Source organism: Nocardia sp. NPDC004860, from assembly GCF_040609015.1.
Lineage (GTDB): Bacteria > Actinomycetota > Actinomycetes > Mycobacteriales > Mycobacteriaceae > Nocardia.
This window is the reverse complement of record NZ_JBEXJI010000045.1, coordinates 40586-60487: the sequence shown is the minus strand read 5'-3', so window position 1 is coordinate 60487 and position 19902 is coordinate 40586. Positions and strand designations below refer to the sequence as shown.

Sequence of the window (19902 nt, the reverse complement as noted above, 5' to 3'; positions counted from 1 at the left end):
GGTCTATCGCACGCTCCGGCGAACTACCGCCGACCCCGCAGCAGAATCCGAGCCCGTGGTGGCTTGACACGACATAGGGGCATCCACGACTCGCTCACTTCCAGGGCACGGCAGGAAACGGCATGCGGCACACCGTGTTCGGTCCTCTGGGAGGCGATGAACCCGGCCACGCTCACTTGGTCGCCTCCTTCACCCACAGGACCACTGATCGCTTGAGCACATCACGCTCCATCGCCAGCTCGGCGTTCTCGCGCCGCAGCCGCAGCAACTCCTCGCGTTCGGACTCGCTCAGCTTCCCATCGCCACCGCTGTCGCGGGCGGCGCGGTCCCTGGCTACCCAGGTCGTGAGGGTTCCCTCGTTGATGCCCAGCTCACGGGCCACTTCCGCGGCCGGTCGCCCGGTCTCACGCACGATACGCACCGCTCCTCGCGGAACTCGCGATCGAACTTGCGCCTCTTCTCCGCCATTTGGCCTTTCCTCTATGGTCCAGCCTCCACGATATGAGGGGAAACGCATCAGCTGGTCCCACGGCGCGTACTGGGTTCTGCTGGAAATCAGTTCCGATCCCGTCATCCCGCGCTCCACCCCACGCCATCCCTTTGACACCCTCAACCATCTTGTCGACCGCATCCACGACAATGTCGAACAGCACCTGACCGCCGGAAACTGGTAGAACGCTGAGGGCCTCGAACCAGAAGCCTGCCGTTCCAAGACCACACTCTGGGAATGTGATCGCGGTGCGTTCTACGGTGCTGATGATGCTGAATCTCTAGCCTGTAGCGTGAGGCATTCCGATCACGAGACCGGTGCGTGGCCTCCACGCCGGTGTGCCCGGCGGTCGCCGGGAGCTTCGTGGCCACGTTCTACCGCCGCAGTCGGCCGCGTGAAGCCCGGTTCACGATGTCAGGTTGTCCAGAGTGGCGATTGATCCCAGTCCTTCAAAACGCCCACGCGACCGATGGGGACGGCACGGTTGGCGTGCGGATACGAACGGATGACCGCTCCCAGCATCCGGGACACTGGGAGTTCGCGCGCCTGGCGCAGGTGCTGAATCATGGTGAGTTGACCGAACGTGCGGTTGGTGACTGCCTGGACTTGATCGAGTGCCGGAAACTTGCCGGATGGCGGCATTTTCGGCCTCAACGCGTGTGTTCGGTTGAACAGCCGTCCATGGTGGGCGCATGTATTGCGAATCACGTTCAACGACTTCATCCATGAGCGCAGCTGTGGTGCGCTCAGCCCGTATTCGCCAGCGACGCGCTCCTGCACGGCATTCGGGGCAAAGTCGAACAGGTAGGTCAACGAGCCCCAGTCGAGAACCTCGACGGCCACCCACACCGGCAGAGTTCCCTCGTACCGCTCCTTATGGTGCGTTACGAACTCCTCCTTCGAGCGGTCGATCTCCTGCTTGTAACTCTCGACCCAGCGGTCGTAGATCTGCCCGCTCGCGCGGGTACTCAGCGATTCGGGGTGCAGGTGGGCGCATTCGTCGATCTCGCCGAGTGCGTGTCCCAGGGCTGCACGCAAGGCCAGCTCAACCGGAACCAGCGCATCGAACGCGGCTGTTCGTAGGCGGCCGTCGAAATCGTAGAGAGCGATCACGTCGCTGAGCGTCGTACCAGATTGAAAGTCGTTGGTGCGCTTACCGCTATTGCTCAACCGACGGAAGGGATACCAGTAACCGCTGAGCCGGTAGTAGTTGAGGCGCTGCAGCTGTGCGATCGCGGCATCACGGTCGCCGACGTCCATGCCACGATCGGTGAGAATGTCGAGTTGTTCGTCGTAGGACTTGAAGGCTTTGACAGACACGGCCACCGAAGCATTGTGCCTGTACAAAAAGGAAGACCGGCCCTGGACCTGCCGAAGCAGGCGGAACCGGTCATAGTGCTAACAGGATAGCCGATGGCGAGTTTCGAGGGAACATTGGTGCCCTCTTCCACAGCCCGTTCAACCGAACAGGCCGCCGCTGATCGGCCGGTCAGGAGCGTTGCGGCTCGCTGCGGGGGACCTGCAACGTGCCAGCCGGACAGTAGTGCGTCATATCGAGCCGCCCACCTCTGGGCCGGTCATCACAGTCAGCGAAACCAGGCCGTCGCAGACACGAGGCCACGCGGGAAGGCGGCCCGGCACGCTCCCAGACAAAATCAGCCCGCCAGCTTTCACGCGCAACGGGGAGTTCGTCTCGACGAAACACCGGCCCATCTGTGGGCAGGGCCAGTCCGAGATCGACCATGACCCCGGCGGGACTGGTGCGAACACCGGACGTGTTCTACGTGCTCGCCACCCGCTGCGACCGGCAGGTGTACACCCGCGCCGACCGGATCGCCCGCGCTGATCAGGTTGCATCGACCGCTGGCGGCGGAGTACTCGACCCGGCGCTTTGAGGGGTGAGGTCATGTACGGCCCAATCGCTGGAGGCGAAGAAGTCCAGGTACGGCGCTGCTCGATCTCGGTCGACCGCGAACGCGAGCAGCTGGGTGGGTCGTGTTGCGCCGACGAATACCAGTTGGGCAATCTCCTGCACGGTGCGGGTTGCGCTGCTGAGGTCCCCGTTTGTTGCAAGCAGTCGCAGCACCTCGTGGACGTCGTAGTTCTTTCCGCTGCGGTTCAGGCATTCCAGAATCAGGGTCGCGGTATGAGTTTCGCCTTTGGCACTGTGGATGGACCCGAGTTCACTGTGCACCGTCTCCGCTGCGGCTTCCTGGTGGCCCGCAGCCGCCGGGGAGCCACCTGGTAGCGGTGCGACGTAGTGCGCGAGTTCGCCCAACGTGATCGGAACTGAACCGGCTTTACTCGAGAGCTCTGACAGCGAGCCGGTCATGCGCTTCATCAGACGGTCCCAGCTGACTTCGTCGTCGTTCGGGTCGGTCAGGACGTCCAGGAGCAGTGCCCTCGCGCGGGCGCCCGGAGTCCCGGGGCTTCTGCTCAGGGAACGCAGTGTCGGCAGGGCTTCATTCGTGGCGGACTTGGTGGCTGTTCTCACCGCCTCCCACAGGAGGTCGACTGCGGTGTGGCTTGCACCGGATCGCCATTGTTCCCGTGCTGCGCGCGCGGTGATGAGCAGTGAGGCTTGTCGACCGTCTGGGATGGTCGCGGCGTATCCCGGTACGTAGCAGGCAAGGGACTGCGGGAACGCCTTCGACGTGCCGGGTCGCACGCGCGCGGCGAGGACTCGTGGCGGATGCTGCTGGAGCAGAGGGAGCGGGACGACCTCTGCTGCGATCCGTTCGAAGGCGGCCACGACCTGGGTCACCGAGTTTTCGTCGTAGAGCAGGACCGCGATCGTTCCGGCGGGACCCGCGCCGCGGATGTGTTGGGGGCGGTGGACTGTCAGTGAGCTGGCGAATTCAGCGATGGAGCTGCCGAAGCGGCGGCTGACGGGTAGTTCCAGGGAGTCCGGGCGCGGGAACGAGGACGAGGTAGTGGTGGTGGCGTCGGTGAAGATTCGCTGATTGATGTCGCCGACGCGTTGCACGATGGTCGATGGGTCGCCGAAGACCTGGTCCAGCAGTCTTTGTTGTAGCGCGCTGGTGTCCTGCATTTCATCGATCAGGACGAAGGGGAAGCGGTGTGCGACTGCCCGGCCCAGGGCCGGGCACCGGGAGAGGTGGAGTTCGGCCAGCGCGAACATGTCCGCATAGCGGAAGATACCCTGGCGTGCCATGAGACGCTTCAGCTTCGTGAACTGCTCGTAACTCTTGGTGTCAGGCCCGAAGGGCAGCTCCCGCAAGGACCGGACTTCCAGCTGCCCCGACTCGAAACTGAACTCGGCCGCGCCGACCACGTCGTCACCGAATCTCTGTCGGCCGAGATAGCTCTTCAACGCTCCGAATTGCTGATCGCTAGCGAGGACGCGTTTGGCCCGGTCCGCGTACACATCGTTGTCGACGGTCTGGACCTGGATGTCAATCCCGCGCAGGTGCGGCAACGCGAGGAATGTGCTGGTGAACGACTGGATCGTGCCGATGAAATGGGGGTAGCGCTGCAGCCGAGCGCCGGCGGGGGAACTACTGATCCGGGCGATGATCTCGTCCTTGGCGGTATTGGTGTGCGAGAGCACGCAAATACCGCGGGTCGTGCTCGTCCAGTGTTCGGCGAGCATCAGGAGTTTGAGACCAACCAGGCTGGTCTTCCCCGAGCCCGGTGCGGCCTGCAAGTCGAGCGTGTCGACACTCTGGAGAAAGTCCCATTGCTGCCGGTCCGAGAGCTGAAGTTTCAGTTCGGAGGCGCGTGCTCGAATGCGATCATGGGTGAGGGCATCGGTGTGGTCGGGGGTCGTCAACGCAGGGCCCCCGCGCGCAGGTGGGCGAAGGCCTGGACCAGGTAGTCGGGCAGCTGTTCCTGCGTGATGGGAGTGGTCCCGAGCAGACGTGCGGCGTGCTGTGCGGCGATCGGCTTGCTCGCATTCTTCATGCGCAGCGGCCTGTAGATGTCGATCGCGGCGGTCTCCAACGGTTTCCCGTCGTCGCGCCACTGCGTAACTTCCTTGGCCGCGGCCGTGTCGGACTGCGCGAGGGCGTCCTCGCCGGGCCAGGCCGACTTCGATGCGATCGCCGCCTGCACCGCTTGATGCATCAGTGTCGCCATTTCCCAGGATGCGGCGGCGAGATCGTATTCGAGGGTCCAGTGGTCGGAGACGAAGGTTTTTACGTTGCCGCGGTCGTCAGCGGTCAGGTTCTCGACATGCCGGATGATCTCCTCCGATTGCATCTCTTGTACGCATTTCAACTTGCCCCGCATGTCGTCGGGTGTCCCCTCAGGCACGAGATCACGGTCACGGATACAGGCGACTGCCACGGGGATCTGCTTGCCGTCGCGTTGAAAGATGCGGCTGTAGCGGAACAAGCCCACCGTCCCGACGTTCACGACGGTGACGCCGCACTCACTGAACGAAGCCCCCGTCGCCTCAGCCAATGCGGGTAGAAGAATCGCCTCGGCGTCACCCTCCACGATCGCAACAGCGCGGGCGAAGAACAGGCCTGCCTTGGTGACATCGAGGAAACGGGTCAGAAACTCGTAATCGCCGGCGTCCAGGCGGGTCAGGTCCGGGGCGAGCCGGAAGGTGTGCCCCTTGGCCACGAGGGTCAGATGCTCCACCGGGATCGCAGAGGCCAGGTTCGGGCTATGGGTGGTCAGGAGAACCTGAACCGGAGCGGTCGAGCGCTTGCTGCCCTTGTCGATTTGGGCGCGCTTGCGCAACAGGTCCATGATCCGGGCCTGCAGTTGCGGGTGCAGATGTGCTTCGGGCTCCTCGATCAGCAGCAAGGGGGCGATGTCGCTGTTGCCGAGCAACAGCAGCTCGGCGGCCATGAACAGGGCATTGTTGTACCCCAGTCCTCGCCGAGTCCACTCACCTGTTTCCGGGGCCAACGCCAATTCCAACCGCTCCAGAGCCCGGGCCAGAGTGGCGTCCCCGGACACCGTGACCTGGCCCCGCAAGTTATCCGAGCCGATCGCGAATTCGCTCAGATAATCGGTGTTGATGTCGTCGAGTGCCGTCGCCACCGAACTGTTCCTGGCCAGATGGTGCTCGGCACGACGGAGGATCCCTACCAGAGTGCTCGCGGTATCGGCCTCTTCATCGAAGTCGTTCACCTCCTCGGCGATCATGGCCGGGTAGCCGGCGAGGATTTGAGAGAGCCGTGATCCTCGGCCCGAACGCAATTCGGCCTCCGCATCCCGCAGCGGACGTAGGTAAGTCGCCTTGAGCAACTCCCGTGCCGCGCCGTCGAGTGCCGGACCGCTGCCGTCGGATCCGGTCCGGGTAGTGACCGAGATGCGCTGTGGCCGCGTCGGGTCCATTGCTTCGGCGTGGACTGTGACAAAAAGGCTGGCCGTGCCCTTGCGGTCGGTCGTGACGAACTCGAGAAAGGTGGCCTGCTCCTCCACACTGAGGTCGGTGAAGCCGCAGGTAATGGTGAAGACTTTCGCCCTGCCTTTCGGGCCGACGTGAAAGTCATCCCGGGTGACCCGGTAATAGTCCGCGGCGGTGGTGAGCAGGCAGATCCGGATCGCATCGATAATCGCGGACTTACCACTGTCGTTCTCGCCCACCAGGACGTTCGTTCCCCGATCGAGCTCCAGATTCAGGCGACTGTCTTCGACACCGTGTTCCCCTGGGCCCGTTCCGAAGATCCGGAAGTTTTCAGCACGCACGCACGACAAATACAACGCCGCTCCCTGTCACCAGCCATGCGCTGTGCGCAGGCATCCGCAACCGCCCACCGAAATGCGGCTTCGAAAGATGTTACGAGCCGCCGGGTTTCGCCCCATAGTAGGGATTTGATCATGGCACGATATGTCATTCGTGAGACGGACACCGCCTTTGAGGCTGGTGCGGGCAAAGTCGCGGGCCGTGCGCCGTTAGATGCCGTAGCGGGTGGCGATGGCGTCGACGCGGTCGAGCAGATCGTCGAGTTCGTCGTTGACGTGCTTCATCCTTCAGCGGGCGGCAATCCCCCGCTCGTGCCAGCCGGTGTCGAGGTTCGGGCCCGCGCCCAGCGCGGGTGGGGCCAGCGGTGGGCGATGGCGATCTCGGCGACGGAATCGGGGCGCAGCGGCTCGAGTTCGTCGATGTAGCCGCGCGCCAGCCCGCGTGTGTCGAACCGCACAACAACGGTTGCGCCGCGTATCGGGCGGGGAACTGCTGCGGCACAAACACTTCCACCCCGCTGTCCTCAGCGTCGTCGGCGGCGGCCGCACTGGAGTCGGTGTCGGTGAGGAGTCTTCGAGGCGGAAGCGGCGGGTCACAGCGGCGCGCCGCCGATGGTGTCGTTGATGAGGGCGTCGGTGCGGGTCAGCCAGTCGTCCATCTGGGCCAGGACGGCGTCGAGGCGGTCGTCGACGTCGGCAAGCAGTTCGGCGTCGCGGCGGCGGGCGGCGGTGCCGCGCTCGTAGTAGTCGTTGCCGAGTTCGATCTCGACGATCGGTTCCGGCTCCGATATGGGCGCGGGATCTCCGGAAATCGGTGGGCGGGTGCGGGCCCGGTACCGCACCGGCTGCCCGGACAGATGCCGGGTGAGAACCGCGGCGAGCGAATCGACACCGAGCGCGGGCAGCGTCGGCGCGGCACCGGGGGTGTCGGTGTGCGGGGTGGGTGCGTACCCGTGGCGGTCGAGCGCCACGAACAGCGGCTGCCCGGCGTCCACCGAATGCAGCGGAATCGGTGGGAGGGCGTGGTTTTCGAGGGCGTGGGCGAGCAGCGCATGGCCGCTGTAGCGTTGCAGCGCGCCACGGACGTCGAGCCAGCCGCGCAGCGCGGCGACCGGGCAGCGGTCCGGATCGTCGCCGGCGCTGAGCGTCGCCCAGGGGGCGGTGCCGAGGTGGATGACCTCGCGGCCGCCGACGAGGCCGCCGTCGAGGACGTCGCCGACGGTGAGGGCGGCGATGGCGGCGCGCGGCAAGCCCGTGGCGGCGAGGGTGAGCAGGGCGGCGTTGCGGCGGCCGGCCAGTCCGGCGGGCCAGCCCCAGCGCGGGATCTGCGGCAACAGCGCTTCGACGACGGCCCGGATCCGGGCGGCGCGCTGGGCGCGGTCGTCGTCGAGGGCCTGGCGCAGGGCTTCGGCGCGGCCCGGGGCGGGCAGTCCGGCCGCGCGGTGGGCGGCGTTGACCGCGGTGATCCGCCCGGCCTGGGTCGCGACCGCGCCGGGGTGCTCGGCGAGGAACTCCAGCAGGGTCAGCGGCGCGGTCGGCAGCGCCCGCCGCTCGGCGGCCGCGCACCAGATCGCATACGCCCGCCAGCCGGGGTGATAGCGCACGACCAGTCCGGGTGGCGTTGGTGCGCAGGCGAATTCGTCATCCGGGTCGAGATCGCCGTCGATGTAGTCGGTCACGGTGGTCACAGGCCCAGGTGGTCGGCGGCGGTGTTCCCGGCCCAGGGTTGGCTCTGGTCGTAGCCGCGCGTGCTGCGAATGTCCTTGTGGCGCAGATGTTTGGCGACGGTGTGGAGGTCGACCCCTCCAGAGAGGGCTTCGGTGGCGGCGCCCCCGCGTGCGGAGTGCCCGCGCAGCTTCTCGATCACGGCCGGGTCGAGACCGGCCTGGGCCGCACGGCGTTTGAGGATGTCGGGCACCGTGGCGGGGCGGGTGATCGCCCGGGCGTGGGGCAGGCCGTCGGCATCCAGCGGCCGCAACAGCGGAACATCGACCGCCTGGAAGCTGGGCCAGTTCCGGTCGCAGACGTGCACGTCGGCCGGGGTGGTGTCGCGGCGCAGCACCCGCTGGACAGCCGCCTGGCCCGCGGCGGCAGGATCGGGGTCGCCGCGCTTCTCGGCGGTGGCGACGGCGCGGTCGAAGGCGGCCACCACGGCCTGCCACCGTGCCACCGCGCACCACGGGCAGGTGATCGCGTGCTCGCCGCGGGCCATCGCGACGTATTCCATGGCGGTCGGGGACCGCTTGCTGCCCCGGATCCGCACCAGCAGGTAGCGGTCGTCGGGGTCGCCGGCGCGGGTGATGTCGGAGATCCACAACGGCACCAGTTCCGCGCGTCGCAGCCCGGCGGCGAACTGGACCACCAGCGCGCAGGTGTCGCGGCGGGCGGCGACCCGGGCCTTCCAGCCCTGCGCATCCGCGTCGATCGCGGTCACGATCGTGGTCAGGGTGTGTGCCAGCAGCGGGGCGGCCTTGTCCGGGCCCATCCCGGCCTTGGTGCGGCGCTTGCGGATTCCGGTCATGGTCTCGGCGACGACGCGGGCCCGGACCGGGCTGGCCAGACCGGCGGCGGTGTAGAAGTGGGTGATGGCCGCGCCCCACGCTTCCAGCGTCGCGACCGCGTAGGCCGGGGTGCCGTCTGCGGCGGGGGCGGCGTCGGCCTCGGCCAGGTAGGCGGCCACGGCCTCGGCGTAGTCGCCGAGCAGACCGGCGTGGGCGGGCAGTGGGTCCGCTCCGCGCTCGGCGCACCACCGCGTCCAGCGCCGCCAGGAGGTCGCGTAGCCGGTCACGGTGTTGGTGGCCTTCGCCTGCGCGCGCCGGGCCGCGACCCGGTCGCGGTCGGCGGCGTCGACACGGGGCGCGCCGCCCGGCGGCGGGGCGGCGTCGCCGGTCAGCAGCGCGATCCGCGCCCCGCTGGGAGTGCGCCGGGACCCGCGGACTTCGACGTCACGTGACGCCAGCCGGTCGGCGTCGGCGGCGGTGAGCACCGGCGCCCTCGCCGCGACCACCGCGATCCCGTTCCCGGGCGCGGTGGCGGTGCCCTGCTCCCCCACTGCGGCCGCAGCCGCACCCGGAACTTGTCCGGCACCGTGCTCCCCCACCGAGATGTCGCGCCCGGGCCCGCCTGGGTGCCCGGCGCCGTCGCCGCCCGGGTAGCCGGACTCCGGGCCGGAGTCGAGGATCGGGGCCGAATTCGCTTGTGCGGGAGTCACGGTCGGCCAGCCTACCGGCTCCGATACCGGGGAACCGGCCGCCACGCCGCGTCAGCACCACACAAAACCGGTGTGTGACATGGGTTTTCAGTGATCGGGGCGTCGATAAGGGAGAAGCCAGAAGGTCGCGCGCCGGCTGGTGACGATGCCACCCTCCAACATCGTCGCAGCCGCCGTCTTTGCTCCCACACCTGCGGGTTGAGGCCCCCGGATTCCCAGCCTCCCGGAATGCCCTGTGGTCAAATGAGGAAGCTGAGAGGATCTCCCTGTGGTCGCGTTTCTCGCTGAGCAAGCTGCGCAGTCCGACAAGTGGTGGGCTGTGCCCACCGGCGTCGTTCTCGGCGCGCTCGTCACCGCCGGCCTTGGGGGTGTGTTCGGCTGGTGGAATGCCAAGCGGCCGAAGGAACTTACTTCCCACGAGAAGCTGAAGCTCCTCGTTGAGGTAATCGACAAGTGGCCCCAGGAGAACCCGCCACCAGGCATCGATACGCTACATCAGGCGATCGAAGCCGCGTTGGCTGACGTCCGTCGAGACGACAAGCTGGCCGGCGCGCCAGCCCCACCGTCATCCATCAGACAGTCGTCAGCAGCGGAGCTGAAGTTCACGGCCTACTTCGACGACCTGGCGAAACTGAAGGGCCGGACCGCTTATCTGGCTGAAGCGTTCGAAACGTTGCTCTGCTGGTTCGCAGGGATTGTCGTGAGCGTGGTCGCCCTCTTCTTCGTTCCCGCTGACAGCCTCTGGGAGGCTCCCGTCTGGGGTGCGGCCGCGGTGGTGCTCAGCTTCATGTTCCACCTGTTTCGCAGACCGACGACCCGGTGGGCCGAACGAGTTGTCGAGGCACAGACTGCCCGCCCCGAAGGTCACCCGCTCAACTGGCTGATGGGCAGATAGCAGCCCGATTCCCTCCGGCATCGTCACCGCGGTCGAACACAACCGGATTCCCCGTGTCCGCACCCGCGCGACGGTCCGCCGGGCCGCGACCCGGTCGCAGTCGGCGGCGTCGACGTGGGGGCGCCGCTCGGCGGGGCGTCGGCGGCGGCCAGCAGCGCGATCCGCGCCCCCGCCGGTACGCCGGCGGACCTGCGGATCGTGGCGTCACGTGACAGCGGCCGGTCCGTCGGCGGCGCTGAACACCGGCGCGCCCACCGCCCCCACCGTGGTCGGCCACCGGGTGCGGTCGCGGCACCCCGCTCCCCCACCACGTCCGGCCCGCCCGGGTGCCCGGCCCCGTCCGCGCGGCCGGAGTCCGGGCGGGAGTGCGGAGACGGGGCCGAATTCGCCTGTGCGGGGGTCACGTTCGGTGAGCCTACCGGCGCCGATACCCGGAACCCGGCCGCCACACCGCGTCGGCACCACACGGAATCGGCATGTGACATGGTTTTTCGGTGTTCGGGCCGTCGATAAGGGAGCATTATCGACGGCCCGAACAAGACCACCCGACCGAGTACGCACCCGCGAGAGCGCGAGCCGTAAACAGCAGGTCGGGTATGGAGGGACAGTTGTCCAGTGACGGTGGCACGAATGTTCGGACCGCGCGTGACCAGGGCTCGCTTGACGGCACGCACCCGGACAGGTAGGGGAACCCGCCGACAACCCAGGCCAGGAGCACGGCCGCGGTTCCCCACAGGTGTGGCGAGTCCGGGTCGCCCGATGCTCGCCCCGCTCGTCCGGGGCGCCGACGAGCGGGTTCCATGCCCGGTGCCGGTCAGGTTCACCTACCGAGGTGAGGTTCGAGGACGGCGATGTCGTTGTCCAGACCCACGACGATCCCGCCACCGGGCGAGGTCACCATGAACCGCCAACACGGCGTCGGACAATCCACGACCGACACGACCGACCCCGTCACGAGATCCCAAACCCGGCCGCGGATTCACCGGGCTGTGGTACGCCACCGCGTCGGAATCGAGGAGCTGTATCAGCGCATCGATCGTTGCCCGCGACGACGGCCTCCTCACGACGGCCTGCAACGAGGCGGCCACGTCAGCGCCCTCGTTGGGGCGGCGATCACCAGCAGCAGCAGGGTGCGCTGCGGCACGGACAAATGCGTGGGATCTTCCACTGCCCGGGGTCTAATCGCCGACCTGCCCAAGCTGTTAGTTCGATCCCTACTCCGCGACCTGCCCTTTTCGTGGTTCAGGCCAACAGCACTCGACCCCGAATCCGAACTCCCCTGAACTCTTCCCCCGCCATATGCCGTGGACCCGGCCGTACGTCCGGGACCACGGTTGTCCATGTGATGGCACGAACGGCGTTGTGGTCAGGCGGCGTGACCGGGCCGATGTGACAGCCGAGCCAGCGCGTCGTCGACGGCGCTGGTTGCGATCTTTCGGACCTGGTCCAGTGGAACCATTTCTGGCTCGTCGCCGTACGCGCGTTCCAGATCCTTCTCGGCCAGCCAACGGAGGTAGGCGCTCTTGGACATGCCGAGTTCACCGGCGCGGATCTCGACACGCTGATCAAGGTCCTTGGGCATTTTCACCGACCGCGCCTTCATGCCAGTGCCTGTGGTGGCCTCGGTCTCACCCTCCGGTGCCAAGGGCTCACTGCCGCGCTGCACACGCGCAAGGATCTGCGCCATCTCCTCCGGGGCGACGTCATTGGTGTGGGTGGTGTTATCAATCATTGCGGGCCTCCCACTGGGTAAATTCGGCTGCTTCGTCGGCGGTCAACGGGCGGACATCGATGATGTAGAAGTCCGGCGGGGCGATCCGGCCGGTGATCTGGACGGCCTGACCTTCGTCGGTACCAGTTGATGCATCAGCCAGCCGGTGGCGGGGTCATAGGCGGGCTCGCCCCAGGCCCGACGCTGCCCGGCCAACCATCGTCGGATCAGTCGAGCGACTTGGTCCGGCGTGAGATCGACGCCGGCAGACGCCATCAACTGGGCCAACGCGTAATAGAGTTTTACGGGCACCCGGTCGAGACTACCCCTGGACAGTTCGAGACTACCACCGGGATTGACTATGCGACACGCCGAATATCGGCAGAATCGCCGCGCGTGGCCCCTGCTCTTGCCCGCTCTCGCACTGGGACGCGACGTCACCGACCAGCTCTATGCTGGAGGCGATCGCCGGGTAGACCCCGGGGATTCGGGAGAAATTCCGCAGAGAACACCCGCCGCCTCGTCGGACGGAGTCTCTGGTGGGACCGCGGGACAGTCCTTGATGGAACCGCTCAGATCGTCGGCTTCCATCTGGATCATCCGGCTCGAGCGCGCAAGCGAGGCTGATCCGTCGGGGGGCTTGTTGGGCGTGACCGTGGTCTGATCAAGGACACCGCCATGAGTTACGAAGCCGATGGGGCTGGTCTGCCCATGAGTCATCTCGCCGCTGCCGCGCTCGGTCTGGGCGTGGTCGGAGCGTTGTCGTGAGCGACGAGTTCGCGGACACCGTCACCGAACTCACCGGCAACCCAGACCGCGGGATCGACCTGCGCACCGGTTTCGTCTCACGAACCATCGTGACTCCTACCGGCGCCACGATCGTGCTCAACGCACCCGAATTGGGCTGTACCAGCACCTCCTTCATGGAACGGCTCCTCGCTCATGAGGGAGGCCGAGTCCTGCTCGAACAACGCGGCGAGTGCCTCGCGGCCCCTGAACGCCTGGTCGGCGCGAGCGCCTTGGAGCGGCTCCTGCGACAGCTCGGGGGCTTCGCGATCGAGGAGTATCGGATCGAGCGGACCCTGGCCGACCGACCTGGCCGCATGTTGAATGAGACGTTTTGGGCACTCGGATTGCGAGAAATCGTAGCCAAGTGCCCGAAATCGACAGTGTTTCAGCAACTTTCACCGACAAGAGTGAAGGGCTCCAGAACGTGCCCAGGCTCCATGGACCTCCAATTGCAACCGGGCGACCCATCACTCCATTTCGTCACTGTGACATACAGTTCGGCGGCAGGTGCTTGTCGGCGGTGTTCCAGGCGCACGTGTAGCAGGCACGAACGGTCAGGTTCACGGCTCTGCAGCAGCGTCATCTCCGCGAAAGCGGCGCAGCACGAGTACGCCGGCGCCACACCCGAGCGTCACCGCCGCCGCCCCCCACCCCGGCGCAGCATTGGAGACGACAGCATGGTCGCCTGACCACTGCGGGGAATGCGACAGATGGCTGAAATCCCGCACTCGCATGGCCACGCCCGCCGGAGGCACGAACAAGACCGCCAGCCCCGCCATCACACTGGGCGCGGTGCGTGGCAACGCGGAGCCGTAGCAGTATCCGGCGATGGTGGAGACCGCGGCGGTGCCGACAGTAGGAATCACGGTGACGTGTTCGAGCCGACCTGCCGTGAGCACCGCGAACAGTGCGATCAGCAGCGTCGCCGCCATTCCGGCCAACGGCGCGGGGCGGACTCGGCCCAGCGTGAAACCAGCTGCGACACACACGAACAGCACCGGCACCATCCAGCGGGGCAGCGATACGGCGACGATCGTGCCGCCTGCCGACACGAACGCGACCGCCAGCAGCACCAGCGTCCCGTCCCTGCCGGGAAGCAGGAACGCGGCCGCCACCGCGCCCGCCACCGTGACCGCGACAGCCACCACGATACGAATCGCGGTGTCACCGTGACGAGCCACCCATTCCGAATCGAGCAACGTGACACCGACCACCACCACTGCCGCCGAGATCGGCCCCAACGGGACCTCCCCCGACTCGAATTCGGCGATCCGCCGTCCGCGATCACGGAACACGCCGAAGGCGACGAGCACCACGGCCGGCCAGATCAGCCACAGCGGCGGTGACTCACCGATCGGCAGCACCACCGGAGACCGCAACTGGCCGCTGCTACCAGAGCCTGGCCCCTGAGCAAAATCCCCGATCAGCACGGCGGCGAGCACGCCCAGCACGTAGGCGGCCGTCACCGACGCTCGATACACCGCGACTGCGGCCAACCCGCCCAGCAATGCCCCGGCCGCCACCGCGTCGATGTAATTCCACGTCGACAACGAGGCAACCGACATCGATTCGAACAACGAGTGATTGACCAGGAGAGCCACCGCTCCGCACAATGCGATCAGCCAGGCCACGGTCGCGGTTCGCACGGTGTCCGCCCACGCCGCCGAGACCACGGAAACCAGCGCCCCGACCGCGGTGGCACGGGGCTGGTTGAAAGCCAGCAGTTCCGACTCCAACACCAAGGGGTCGCTACGCCAGACGGAGGAGATCGGCGTGATCAACGCCAATCCCCCGACCACGGCTCCGATGAACACCGTGACGGCCGCCGCACCGCAGACCCGTCGCACCTGCCCACACTACCTCGAAGGCAATTGCATTCATCCGATTTCGGGAAGCCGCAACGATGGGAACTCGGCAATTTCCAGAGTTTTCCCGAGCAGATTTTCCCGAAAATTTGGATTAGACCGGCGGGCACCGAATGACCAGCGTTCGATAGCCGATCGAGGAGTCATTCTCCGGGCCCACCGGAAACCGCTTGCCTGGCGGCGGTTCCCAGAATCCAGACCGCCGAAGCGGGCCAGGATCCGTCGTTAAGGTCTTACGTACGACCTTCCCTACGACGAACCATGCGACGTTACTCGTTCAGAAGTCGAGTGACAGCTGTGAATCCCCGGGCGGATCAGCTTCTGGGAATCGACCCGGATGCCGAGTCGGCGCCGTCGCACGCAAGGTATCGAGTTGGGGCACATCAGGTTTGACCTGACCCAACTGCCGGGCCACCACCTGGTCCGGCTGCTCGGCGGCCAAACGGCAGGCGTAGGTGGCACGCAGCACGCCCGGGGCGATACCCGAGCCGTCGCGGAGCCCGGTTTCGCGGCCGAGCTCCCGGACGATGTCTTCGATCTGGCGGCGCGACAGCCGCCGCATGCGCCCGCCGTCCCCGTCGTGGTCTCCGGCGAGGAAGAAGGCCTTGATCCGCTGATCCCCGACCAGGGCGGCCCGCTCGGCGCGCCATTCCGCCAGTGCGTAATGCGCACGCCCGGGTAGATGGATCAGACGGCGCGGGGCGCGTACGAAACTCTGGGCCCCGGTCAACACCACATCCTCGTCGTCGAGGCCGGAAACCTCCGACTCTCTCAAACCGCTGTACAGCAGCAATACGACCAGCGCGAGATTCCGGCTCCTCCGGATCCGGAACAAGCGGGTATGCGCCGGCCGCGCCTGCGCCACCGCAATGAGATCCGACTGCTCGGACACGGTCAGTGGCCGGGTGATCACCCGCTCGATCGGAGCCGGAGGCACCCGGGACGGTTCGAGGTCGAGGAAGTCGTAGTAAGCGTTGAGAGCCGCGAGGGTCACGTTCCACGTGCTGTATCCACGGCCCAGCGACTTCAGGTGCGCAAGGAAGGCGGCAACGGCGGCGTCCCTCCCCTCAGCGGTGACGAGGGCCGCCGGATGATCGACACGAACGCCCCGCAACCAGCAGAGGAACAACGCAACACGTTGCGAGTACTCGCCTCGCGTGCGCGGGACGAGAGGGCGACCAGGGCGAGCCGCCAACCACAGGGTGAACCGCCGATCGAGGACATAGGCATCTGTCGATTCGGTGACCCCGGTCAGGGCGGCCGCCTCTGGGAACGTGTCTTCGACTTCGTCCATGCCTCTTCACCTCCGATGCTTTTCAAGTTTCGAGGATGCCATCGGTAGGTGACATGCTGGCCGGGACACTCGATTAGTCACGAAAAAATTTCCTATGGGCCGTGACTAATTGGTTCGTGAACACAAGCGCTGCACGCGGTCGACCATGATGCGGGCACGTGCCGATCTTGCACTGGTTATCCATCTCACCCTGGCCGAACTCACAAGCACCATGTTCGTGATCTCAATTGGCTACTCGACAATCTGGTGGATCGCCTCCCGGGCGTCCATCACACTGTGGTCCACTCCACCGACAGACTGCTTGGGGCACGGCTCGGCCACGCGCCGCGAAGACGCCGAACACTCAGCGCCATATCGTCGGCCCGCTACGCGGGGTGGCGCGCAGCGCGGGCAGTCGCTTCGACGCCGGCCGGGTACGCCAAGCCGTCGGCCATGACGCCACGGCCGGAGGAGCTGTGGTTCGACGGCGGCGCCGGTGCGCTCGTGTGCCCCTACGCTCGGACCGGCGGCCGAACCACCGGCGCCGGGCACGATCTGGGCCTGCTGACCGTGGTGGTGGTCGCCTCCGCCGCTCCACCGTTGCGCGGTGTCGAGCCGGAATAGGCCGAAGTCGTGCGGTTGTGCCGCCTTCCGCTGTCGGTCGCCGAGGTATCTTGCCGTACTGCGAATACCGTTGGCGGTGAGCAAGATTCTCGTCGGCCCTCTCATTTCCGATGGCCTGCTCGATCACCGGGGACCGATCGGATCCGCCGCCGGATCCGGCAGGCTCGAGTTGCTGCGCGCGGTACTCGATGGCATCCGCAAACTATGACCGAGGTCAGAGCGCGCGAATTCCCCTCCGCAATCGCCGCAGCAGTTCGACATCCGCGGCGCTGTTCGCCGCCGATTCGGATGGCGCGCTCCTGATCACCAGTTCGTCGGCGAGCAGGTCGCTGATCAGGACTTTGGTCACCGACAGGGGAAGTCCCACCGCGGCAGCCACTTCGGCGACCGATTGCGGTGTCCGGCAGGCGTGCATGATCTCGGCGTATTCGGGTTCGGCACGGCGTAGCAGGTGGGCTCGGCCGCGTGCGGCGACGACCAGCGTGATGATGTCCAGCCGGGGCCCGTCCGCATCACTGGTCCGGCCACCGGCCACGGCGAACAGCCGAACAAGGGGACCCCCGTCGTCGTCGAATTGCGGCCGGTGCCAATCGCTCATGACGAGCGTCCGCCGCCTGGATCGGACGCCGTGCGCCGTGGCTCGGCGGCGAGGAACGCGCCGACCCGTTGCACGGTCTGATTCATCTCGTAGGCGACCAGACCCATATTCGCGACGGCGTCCGCGATCAGGGCCAAGCAGGCGTTCGCCCCGGCATCGGTGACGAAGGCGACGAGGTCGTCCAGTTCGATGACGGCTTGGCGGACACCGCCGCCGTCGAATCGCTGCCCGACGGCCCGAGCGAGGCTGTGCACCGCGGACGACCATGCCGAGAAGTGCTCAGCCTGTTCTTCGGTCAGGGCGGTGGAGCGGCCGAGTGGCAGCCCGTCGGCGGAAAGCACGACGGCGTAGCGGACATCGGGCAGGCGATCCAGCAGATCGTCGAGCAGCCAGTCGAGGTTTCGGGTGGTCGTGGAGGTCACGGTCGTTCCTCACCGTCGTAGGGGTCGTATTGGTCGACGTCCGATGCGGCCGACCGCTGGCGTCCCTGCCGGCTCCCGGTTTCGATGGCCGACATGAGATCGCGCGCCTGATCAGCGGAGCGTCCGGGAGCCGGGTACCGGGCGCCAACGCCGGAATCCGGCTCATCCGCAGGATCGTCGACCAGGTGCGGCGACAGACTCGCCGACCGCTCCCGCCGCGGCAATGACGGTCGTTCGCCCCGCGGTGACGCCGTGGCCGGTCCGCCGGAATCCGATTCGGGTGGCGACATGTCATGGCCATCGGCCGGGATCGGCTCCCCGATCAGCGCGGTGGGCAGTACCACGACCGCGCGTACCCCGCCGTATACCGATTCGGAGAGCCGGACCTTCACTTGCTGCCGGCGGGCGAGCTGGGCGACCACGAACAATCCCAGGCGGGAGTCGCTCGACAGCTGGGCGACACTGAAATCGGGTGGGTTGCGCAAGGTCTCGTTCGCCAGCCGCATATCGGCGGCGGTCATGCCGAGCCCCTGATCGGCGATCTCGACGGCGATGCCCTTGCCCACCTCCATGCCGACGATCTCCACCTCGGTGTCGGGCGGTGAGAAGCTGGTCGCATTGTCCAGCAGCTCTGCGAACATGTGGATGAGGTCCGCGACCGCCGCACCGGTAATGAACAGCTGCGGCTGTTTCGCGACCCGAACCCGCGTGTAGTGGGTGCTCTCCCCGACCGCACTTCGCAGCAGATCGAACAACAGCACCGGGCGACGCCACTGCCGTCCGGGGCGCCCGCCACCGAGAATGGTCAGGTTCTCGGCGTTGCGGCGCAATCGAGTGGCCAGATGGTCGACGCGGAACAGCATTTCGAGCTGTTTCGGATCCTCTTGTTCGCGCTCCGCCTGATCCAGCAGCTCCAGTTGTTTGCGCAGCACCATCTGAATGCGGTATGCGATGTTCAGAAACAGTGCATTGACACCGGCGCGGGTCGCGGCCTCGCCCACGGCTGCCGAGACCGCCGCTGTCTGAGCGCGATTGAACGCGTCTGCTACCTGGCCGATCTCGTCACGGCCGAAATCCAGCCGGGCAACGTCGGTTTCCAGGTCGACCGAATGGCCTTCGCGGAGCCGGGCGGTGATCCGAGGAAGCTGCTCATCGGCGAGGTCGAGCGTTTCACTGTGCAGCCGCGCCAGCCGCCGGAAGAGCCTGCGCGAGAGCTGCAGACCTGTCAGAAGCGCCCCGAGCGAGATCACCAGCACGATGGCGCCGCCGAGTAGTGAGTCGCGCCTGACCCGCGCGCCATCGTCCACGGACCACGTGATCGCATATCGGTAGTGCGCTCGCCAGATGTCCAGCAGGGCGCTGCTGACTGTGACCGCGGCGTCCTGCCATTCGGCAATACCCATGGGAAGCTGCGCGCTGCGAGTGCTGTCGGCCACGGTCTTTCTCGATCCCGCCGACGCGTTCTCCGGGGCAGCCGTGACGGGTTCGATCAGGGCGTCTTCCATCGTCCGCAGTCGCTGCCACGCCGCACTCCCGGCCAACGCATCCAGCTGCGCGCTTTCCGAGGTCGTCACACGCGGTCGCAGCGAATCGATTTCGGCGCGCCAGAATCCCACCTGACGGCCGAATTCGCGCCGCTGGTCCTCCGACAGTCCGCCCCCGATCAGCGCCGAGACCGCCAGTGCGTTAGCGCGAGACTGTGCTTCGGCCACGCGCAGCAGGCGTGCCGCGACGGCTTCGTCCGCGGCCGTCTTGGATGCGGGGGCGTTGAAAGCCAATCGATCCGTCGCGTCGACGAGGATGTCGAGCATGCGGGCGAAAAAGGAGTAGACATCATCTGCGGAAGCCACACGGGAGTCCACCCGCTGCCGCAGCAGCGCCACCTCGGTGAGCATGGTCTTTCCCGCCGTCACCTCCCTGCCGAGCCCCCCGGGATCGAGGGCGACGAACCGGTCGGCGACGGCTTGAACCGTCGCGGCGGACTGGTCGGCACGTGTCCGCTGCGTGGTCAGCTCTCCCGAAACCTGGTCGTCACCAGCCATTTTCATCAGAGTCAGACGTCGCTCCTGCTGCATTTGCAGGGCGAAGTCGATCAGTGGCGCGCTGTCCCGGTCGAACGCCGACGCCCAGTTCTGGGCCTCGTTGGCACCCTTCACCAGATACCCGGTCGCCAATGCGCCGACCAGCAACAGCGCCGTGCTCGGCACCAGGGCGATGGCGATGATCCGGGGACGAAGGCCGTAAACGTGTGCCCTGATTCGCCGAAAGGAGTTCCACCGGGCCCATCGTGACCGGACCGCTGTATCCACGTGTCATTTCCTCTCGGCTGTCCAGCCGTCCTCGATGCGCGGCAAGCGTCG

16 protein-coding genes are annotated in these 19902 nt (G+C 66.8%); 4 read left to right on the top strand and 12 right to left on the bottom strand.

The genetic code is table 11. The features are described 5' to 3' along the window. Positions 1-172: 172 nt before the first annotated feature. The 4 genes from ABZV44_RS43205 to ABZV44_RS43190 all read right to left on the bottom strand — a co-directional run bounded on the left by ABZV44_RS43205 (position 173) and on the right by ABZV44_RS43190 (position 6157). A complete protein-coding gene (locus tag ABZV44_RS43205) occupies positions 173-421 on the bottom strand; it encodes a transposase (protein ID WP_354850444.1) in 249 nt (82 codons plus the stop codon). A 483-nt stretch (positions 422-904) separates the two neighbouring features. Continuing rightward, positions 905-1816 carry an Abi family protein gene (locus ABZV44_RS43200; RefSeq protein ID WP_354850441.1) on the bottom strand — a complete coding sequence of 304 codons (912 nt, stop codon included), beginning with the start codon at positions 1814-1816 and terminating at the stop codon, positions 905-907. A 520-nt stretch (positions 1817-2336) separates the two neighbouring features. After that, positions 2337-4283: a UvrD-helicase domain-containing protein gene (locus ABZV44_RS43195; protein WP_354850438.1), complete on the bottom strand. Its 1947-nt coding sequence runs from the start codon at positions 4281-4283 to the stop codon at positions 2337-2339. Further along, on the bottom strand, positions 4280-6157 hold the full coding sequence (locus ABZV44_RS43190; RefSeq protein WP_354850435.1) for an AAA family ATPase: 1878 nt from the start codon (positions 6155-6157) through the stop codon (positions 4280-4282). The genes ABZV44_RS43195 and ABZV44_RS43190 overlap by 4 nt, the downstream gene beginning before the upstream one ends. Before the next feature lie 132 nt (positions 6158-6289). Here ABZV44_RS43190 and ABZV44_RS43185 point away from each other — a divergent pair, with 132 nt between their 5' ends. Beyond that, positions 6290-6580, top strand: a complete 291-nt coding sequence (locus ABZV44_RS43185; RefSeq protein WP_354850432.1) for a hypothetical protein — start codon at positions 6290-6292, stop codon at positions 6578-6580. A gap of 167 nt (positions 6581-6747) precedes the next feature. Here the strand turns inward: ABZV44_RS43185 and ABZV44_RS43180 are convergent, their stop codons facing one another. Further along, positions 6748-7842 (bottom strand): hypothetical protein, encoded by a 1095-nt coding sequence (locus ABZV44_RS43180; protein ID WP_354850430.1) that lies wholly within the window; start codon positions 7840-7842, stop codon positions 6748-6750. Further along, a complete protein-coding gene (locus ABZV44_RS43175) occupies positions 7839-9365 on the bottom strand; it encodes a tyrosine-type recombinase/integrase (RefSeq protein WP_354850428.1) in 1527 nt (508 codons plus the stop codon). Before ABZV44_RS43175 ends, ABZV44_RS43180 begins: the two co-directional genes overlap by 4 nt. Before the next feature lie 268 nt (positions 9366-9633). Here ABZV44_RS43175 and ABZV44_RS43170 point away from each other — a divergent pair, with 268 nt between their 5' ends. After that, positions 9634-10260: a hypothetical protein gene (locus tag ABZV44_RS43170; RefSeq protein WP_354850425.1), complete on the top strand. Its 627-nt coding sequence runs from the start codon at positions 9634-9636 to the stop codon at positions 10258-10260. A gap of 1366 nt (positions 10261-11626) precedes the next feature. On the opposite strand, the gene ABZV44_RS43165 is transcribed toward ABZV44_RS43170, so the two are convergent. From ABZV44_RS43165 to ABZV44_RS43155, 3 genes are all read right to left on the bottom strand, one after another. After that, positions 11627-11992, bottom strand: a complete 366-nt coding sequence (locus ABZV44_RS43165; RefSeq protein ID WP_354850422.1) for a hypothetical protein — start codon at positions 11990-11992, stop codon at positions 11627-11629. A gap of 1328 nt (positions 11993-13320) precedes the next feature. Further along, positions 13321-14607, bottom strand: coding sequence for a hypothetical protein (locus ABZV44_RS43160; protein WP_354850419.1), 1287 nt, complete (start codon positions 14605-14607; stop codon positions 13321-13323). Positions 14608-14902: 295 nt separating this feature from the next. Then, positions 14903-15919 carry a tyrosine-type recombinase/integrase gene (locus ABZV44_RS43155; protein ID WP_354850416.1) on the bottom strand — a complete coding sequence of 339 codons (1017 nt, stop codon included), beginning with the start codon at positions 15917-15919 and terminating at the stop codon, positions 14903-14905. 432 nt (positions 15920-16351) lie between these two features. On the opposite strand from ABZV44_RS43155, the gene ABZV44_RS43150 reads away from it, so the two are divergent. Continuing rightward, entirely contained in the window at positions 16352-16522 is a 171-nt protein-coding gene (locus ABZV44_RS43150) for a hypothetical protein (protein ID WP_354850413.1), read from the top strand. Continuing rightward, positions 16506-16730, top strand: a complete 225-nt coding sequence (locus ABZV44_RS43145) for a DUF742 domain-containing protein (protein ID WP_354850410.1) — start codon at positions 16506-16508, stop codon at positions 16728-16730. The genes ABZV44_RS43150 and ABZV44_RS43145 overlap by 17 nt, the downstream gene beginning before the upstream one ends. Before the next feature lie 6 nt (positions 16731-16736). Here the strand turns inward: ABZV44_RS43145 and ABZV44_RS43140 are convergent, their stop codons facing one another. The 3 genes from ABZV44_RS43140 to ABZV44_RS43130 are packed head-to-tail and all read right to left on the bottom strand — an operon-like array spanning position 16737 to position 19749. Further along, complete coding sequence (locus tag ABZV44_RS43140) at positions 16737-17120, bottom strand: DUF742 domain-containing protein (RefSeq protein ID WP_354850407.1); 384 nt, start codon at positions 17118-17120, stop codon at positions 16737-16739. Next, a complete protein-coding gene (locus tag ABZV44_RS43135; protein ID WP_354850404.1) occupies positions 17117-17542 on the bottom strand; it encodes a roadblock/LC7 domain-containing protein in 426 nt (141 codons plus the stop codon). The genes ABZV44_RS43140 and ABZV44_RS43135 overlap by 4 nt, the downstream gene beginning before the upstream one ends. Further along, positions 17539-19749: a nitrate- and nitrite sensing domain-containing protein gene (locus ABZV44_RS43130; RefSeq protein ID WP_354850401.1), complete on the bottom strand. Its 2211-nt coding sequence runs from the start codon at positions 19747-19749 to the stop codon at positions 17539-17541. Before ABZV44_RS43130 ends, ABZV44_RS43135 begins: the two co-directional genes overlap by 4 nt. Positions 19750-19902: the final 153 nt, after the last annotated feature.

What these genes read in the sequence shown, in the direction of transcription:
- ABZV44_RS43185 (WP_354850432.1), top strand. Translation starts at nt 6,290, where the DNA reads ATGGCACGATATGTCATTCGTGAGACGGACACCGCCTTTGAGGCTGGT.
- ABZV44_RS43165 (WP_354850422.1), bottom strand. Translation starts at nt 11,992, where the DNA reads ATGATTGATAACACCACCCACACCAATGACGTCGCCCCGGAGGAGATG.
- ABZV44_RS43155 (WP_354850416.1), bottom strand. Translation starts at nt 15,919, where the DNA reads ATGGACGAAGTCGAAGACACGTTCCCAGAGGCGGCCGCCCTGACCGGG.
- ABZV44_RS43150 (WP_354850413.1), top strand. Translation starts at nt 16,352, where the DNA reads ATGACGCCACGGCCGGAGGAGCTGTGGTTCGACGGCGGCGCCGGTGCG.
- ABZV44_RS43140 (WP_354850407.1), bottom strand. Translation starts at nt 17,120, where the DNA reads ATGAGCGATTGGCACCGGCCGCAATTCGACGACGACGGGGGTCCCCTT.